Below are 3868 nucleotides of genomic sequence, written 5' to 3'. Positions count from 1 at the left end.
CTTTCGCGAGCTGGCCTACGACATCAAGGGGATGCTGGCCCTGGGAGGGGTGATGACGGCCGACACCAAGACCTGATCACACTTTTAGGCAGCCCTGCCCTGCACTCCATGCCTGCCACTGAGGGGCGGCCTTCGGAGGTTGCCTTAGGAGTGTGGGCCCATGAATCTGTCTATAGTATATTGAAGCTCTTGGCTCGTCTCCTGACTATTTGTCGGCGGGGAATGACCTGCTTGTTACCGCTTTCGTGTTGAAGCCCCATGGCGCAGAAATGCCAACAATGCAATGGCCGATCGGTGCGATACGACCGAAGCCTTGGTGGCCGGGCTGTGTGCGCAGTCTGCGGGGCGCCGATGACTGATGGCAGTCAGACGAGACGAAGGCGCCAGGTGAGTTTGTCGAGTCTGGTCTCGCGCAGATGGACTCATCCACCTTCTGCCAGGACCGTGATTGCATGGCTCATGCCAGCCGGCCTGGTTGGCATGTATCTCTTTCTCATGGCCAATCCAAGGGCTGTGTCTCATTGGCTTGCTCCATATAGTCCATCAAGTAGGGGTGCTTGGTGGATTAAGACCCCTGCTGATATTGAGCTTCTAATCGGGCAGGCTCAAAAGAATGACTCACAACCCCTTGAGCAATCGGTTCATGCCGTGACACGTGAGCTGATTGCACGACTGCAGGCGAAAGGGGTGCGCCTTCTAGTCAGTGAAAAGGTCATGGATCATGCGGGTGGAGAATGGGATCCTGGTCTGGCCGAAATCAGGATCCGTCCATCGACCGTTTCCATGGGTTCCCGTGTTTTGTCGGAAGCCCTGGCTCACGAAGCAGCCCATGTGGCTCAATCCTGTCGCGCTGGTGGGCTGGGACGGAACAGCGAGCCCATGGGGATTCCGGTTAACGCGGCAGAAGTCTTTAAACATCAACTCGACTCGCCCCTGTACAAGGGCCCTCCTTCTAGTAAGGCCATTGAGTTGGAGGCTTTTTCGGTCGGCGCTAATCCCCCTTGGGCTGTCAAGCTAGTCGATCATTTCTGCAAAGGCTGAGCGCCATTGCCTAAAGGCCTCCAGGAGTCAGGATTCATGGGTTAGTGGCAGGACTGCTAGAGCATCGTTTTCCACTGCCTGCCGCTGGACATGAGTGTCAGCGGTACGGATTCTCTCCTCTTGGCCATCCCTTTCAGCCATCCCCTTCAATCCCCCTGAACCTCCTCCAGCGGCACGGGCCGCTGCCCGCAGGCGCGGCGGCAATCCAGCCACACCGACAGGGAGACGCCGAGCTGCCGGGCGATCTCATCGTCGCTGAGCCCCTGCGCCAGGGGCCGCCGCGCCTTGATCCAGAGCTCGCGCAGGCGGTGGCTGATGCGCAGCAGAAATCCGGTGTCGCGCAGGTGGTGCAGCAGCTCGCCATTCACCTTCGGGACGAGGTAGCTGGAGGGGCGGTGGCCGAGGCTGGGATCAAAGCCGATGGCGCCCTTGCACAGGCCCTCATAGGCCGGGCCGAGCAGCTCATCGGTGTTCAGCTGCCAGCGCTGGGCAAAACGCCGCGCCTGGCGGTGGGCCAGGCCCAGGTGCTGGCAGGCAAAGGCCCGCTCGGCGCTGGTCATGGGCCGGCGGAGTCGCGGAGGCATCGGGTCAGTTCAGGGGCGGGAGGCTACCCAGGGCTGCCGACTGGCCAGGTGCGGCAACGGCTGCTGCCGGTTTCAGGGCCGCGCTGAGCAGCGCCCGCAGCGGTGTGGGCTGGAACAGCTGCATTGCCACGGCGAGCCCGAGCCCGAAGAGTGCACCACCGCGGGCGACTGGGGCCAGGGAACTGGTGGTGGTGCGGAGGGAGGCCATGGCACTGGAGAGCAGTCCCCCAAGGGTTCCGGCGGCCAGCGGGAGTGGAAGCCTTTCTGTCGAGATCAGGGACTGGGGCGAGAGCGCCATCGCCGAGACCCGTTGCGGCGCCATCGGCACGCCCAGCCGATGCGCGCCGTTGCCCACAGTTGTGGCCAGCCGCGCTCACCGCTGCGGCCACCGCGGGCCACAGCCGTGGGCGGTGTTGGACCCCGGCTCCTGGCGACAACGGAGGAGTCACGCACGTTCCCCATGACCGTCATTCGCTCCAACTCCACCAGCGCCCCTGGCGCTCTGCCCCGCAACCTGCTGCTCACCCACCACCACCGCGCGGCGATGCAGAACGCCTGCGAGCGCGGCTTCTGGATGCCGCTGGCCCTCAGCGCCGTGCAGGCCGCCGATCTCTCCTATCTGGTGTCCCTCAGCTCCGGCTGCGAGACGATCACCGCCATCGCCGAGATCACCAGCCTGGAGCCCTGGCGCGAGGCCGATGGGATCGAGCGCTGGCTGCCGTTCCTCGGCGCCCTGGTGCCCCTGCTGCGGCCAGTGCCCCTCGGTGATCGCCAGCTGCTGGCCGGTTGGCTGCCGCGCACGCGGGAGCAGCTGCAGCTGCTCAGCCTGGGCGAGCTGCTGCAGGCCAGCCGGTTGAGCGATCTGCTCCCAGGCTCCGGTGCCTGCTGCCCTCTGCGCCCAGTTGCAGCGGCCGCGGATGGCTGTGCAGATCGGGCAGCCTGATCAGCCCGTGGGCCAGGCTCCAGCTGATCAGTCCCCGCTGGTCCCGCACCCCCACCTTGCGGTAGAGGTTGCTGAGATAACGGCGCACCGTGTCGCCGCGGAGCTGGTGCAGGGCGGCGATCTCGCGGCTGTTGTGGCCGCGGGCCACCGCCGTGATCAGCTCCTGTTCGCGGCGGCTCAGCTCCAGGCTCTGGCCATCGGCGCCGCGGAGGGCCAGCGGTTGGTGCAGCCGCTGGCGGAACAGCGGATCCACGCAGCTCTGGCCCCTGAGCACCAGCAGCAGGGCATGGAGCAGCTGGCCCTGGCCGCAGGCCTGCAGACAGCAGAGCGCCTCGGCGCCGCTGGACCAGATCCGCTGCAGCCGCTCCGGTGCCACCGCATCGGCGAGCACGACGACAAAGCGGCATCGGGCGGCCCCCAGGACGCTGCGCAGCTGCTCGATCAGCGCATCGGCACCGCCATCGGCGCAGTCGTCGCTGCAGATCACCAGCCAGGGCCCCGGCGTGGTCTCCAGCCGGATCTGCAGCTCGCCGATGCTGGCGGCCACCAGGCTGCAGCAGTCGAGGAGCAGGGCACCGGAGGCTTTGAGCAGCAGATCTTCGCTGCAGATCGCCACGGTCCAGCCCTTGGCGGCCGTGGCGATGTCGGTCAGCAGGTGGCGCGTCGAGGCGCGCAGGGCCGCGGGATCCAAGGCCGGTGGGAGGGGAGCAGTGGAGCGGCCCCAACCGCCACAACCGGCAGGCCCATACGGGCAGCGTGTCCAGAGCTGAACGATTGAACGTGCTGTTGATAGCTCTTGTAACAACAGCCGAACGCCGGGGATCTTGCGGTGCTTCTCTACCTCCAGTCCGTCCCGTCAGCTACCTCCAGGCGCCCCATGGCGTTAGCTCCAGAGGGCCCCTGGTTCCGGCCGTCAGCTTCCGGCCGTCTTGAGGAGTGCGTGGGCCGTGGCGCGCATCCGGGCCAGGGCCCGCTGCTCCACCGTCTGCAGTTCCTCTGCTGTCAGCCCAAGGGAACGGCGCAGCTGGGCCTTGCTCAGCGCCGGTTCACGCAGGTACAGGCCGCGGATCACCGCCAGCTCCTGGTGATCAAGGCCCTCCAGCAGCTGCGGCAACACCGCCAGCTGCGGATCGTCCTCCGCCGGGTTTCCCTCCGCCAGGCGCAGGGACGCCTGCTCCAGCCTCTGACTGCGCTGGCCCGCGCTGTTGTCCTTGCTGTCCGCGCTGAAGGCCTCCAGCGAGCCAGTGCGGGTGAGCTGCCACTGCTGCAGCAACGCCGCCAGGGCCTGGGCGCTGAGGGT

At 66.4% G+C, this 3868-nt stretch carries 4 protein-coding genes and 2 pseudogenes; 2 read left to right on the top strand and 4 right to left on the bottom strand.

The window, feature by feature from the left end; translation table 11 throughout:
* Positions 1 to 648: 648 nt before the first annotated feature.
* Positions 649 to 1041 (top strand): hypothetical protein, encoded by a 393-nt coding sequence (locus tag CJZ98_RS18600; RefSeq protein ID WP_198537956.1) that lies wholly within the window; start codon positions 649 to 651, stop codon positions 1039 to 1041.
* A 146-nt stretch (positions 1042 to 1187) separates the two neighbouring features.
* On the opposite strand, the gene CJZ98_RS17335 is transcribed toward CJZ98_RS18600, so the two are convergent.
* Complete coding sequence (locus CJZ98_RS17335) at positions 1188 to 1601, bottom strand: sigma factor (protein ID WP_094592356.1); 414 nt, start codon at positions 1599 to 1601, stop codon at positions 1188 to 1190.
* Positions 1602 to 1629: 28 nt separating this feature from the next.
* Positions 1630 to 1833, bottom strand: coding sequence for a hypothetical protein (locus CJZ98_RS17330; RefSeq protein WP_094592355.1), 204 nt, complete (start codon positions 1831 to 1833; stop codon positions 1630 to 1632).
* 252 nt (positions 1834 to 2085) lie between these two features.
* Here CJZ98_RS17330 and CJZ98_RS17325 point away from each other — a divergent pair, with 252 nt between their 5' ends.
* On the top strand, positions 2086 to 2568 hold the full coding sequence (locus CJZ98_RS17325; RefSeq protein WP_232756585.1) for a hypothetical protein: 483 nt from the start codon (positions 2086 to 2088) through the stop codon (positions 2566 to 2568).
* 31 nt (positions 2569 to 2599) lie between these two features.
* Here CJZ98_RS17325 and CJZ98_RS19410 read toward each other — a convergent pair.
* Positions 2600 to 2821 (bottom strand): annotated as a pseudogene (locus tag CJZ98_RS19410) (LuxR C-terminal-related transcriptional regulator); the annotation flags it as partial.
* Between the two features lie 660 nt (positions 2822 to 3481).
* Positions 3482 to 3868, bottom strand: a pseudogene (locus CJZ98_RS17315) (sigma-70 family RNA polymerase sigma factor); the annotation flags it as partial.

Origin of the sequence: Vulcanococcus limneticus LL, from assembly GCF_002252705.1 — a bacterium.
GTDB classification, from domain to species: domain Bacteria; phylum Cyanobacteriota; class Cyanobacteriia; order PCC-6307; family Cyanobiaceae; genus Vulcanococcus; species Vulcanococcus limneticus.
The sequence above is the reverse complement of the archived record's forward strand: the minus strand, read 5'-3'. Positions and strand labels throughout refer to the sequence as shown.

What these genes read in the sequence shown, in the direction of transcription:
- CJZ98_RS17325 (WP_232756585.1), top strand. Translation starts at nt 2,086, where the DNA reads ATGACCGTCATTCGCTCCAACTCCACCAGCGCCCCTGGCGCTCTGCCC.
- CJZ98_RS17335 (WP_094592356.1), bottom strand. Translation starts at nt 1,601, where the DNA reads ATGACCAGCGCCGAGCGGGCCTTTGCCTGCCAGCACCTGGGCCTGGCC.
- CJZ98_RS17330 (WP_094592355.1), bottom strand. Translation starts at nt 1,833, where the DNA reads ATGGCCTCCCTCCGCACCACCACCAGTTCCCTGGCCCCAGTCGCCCGC.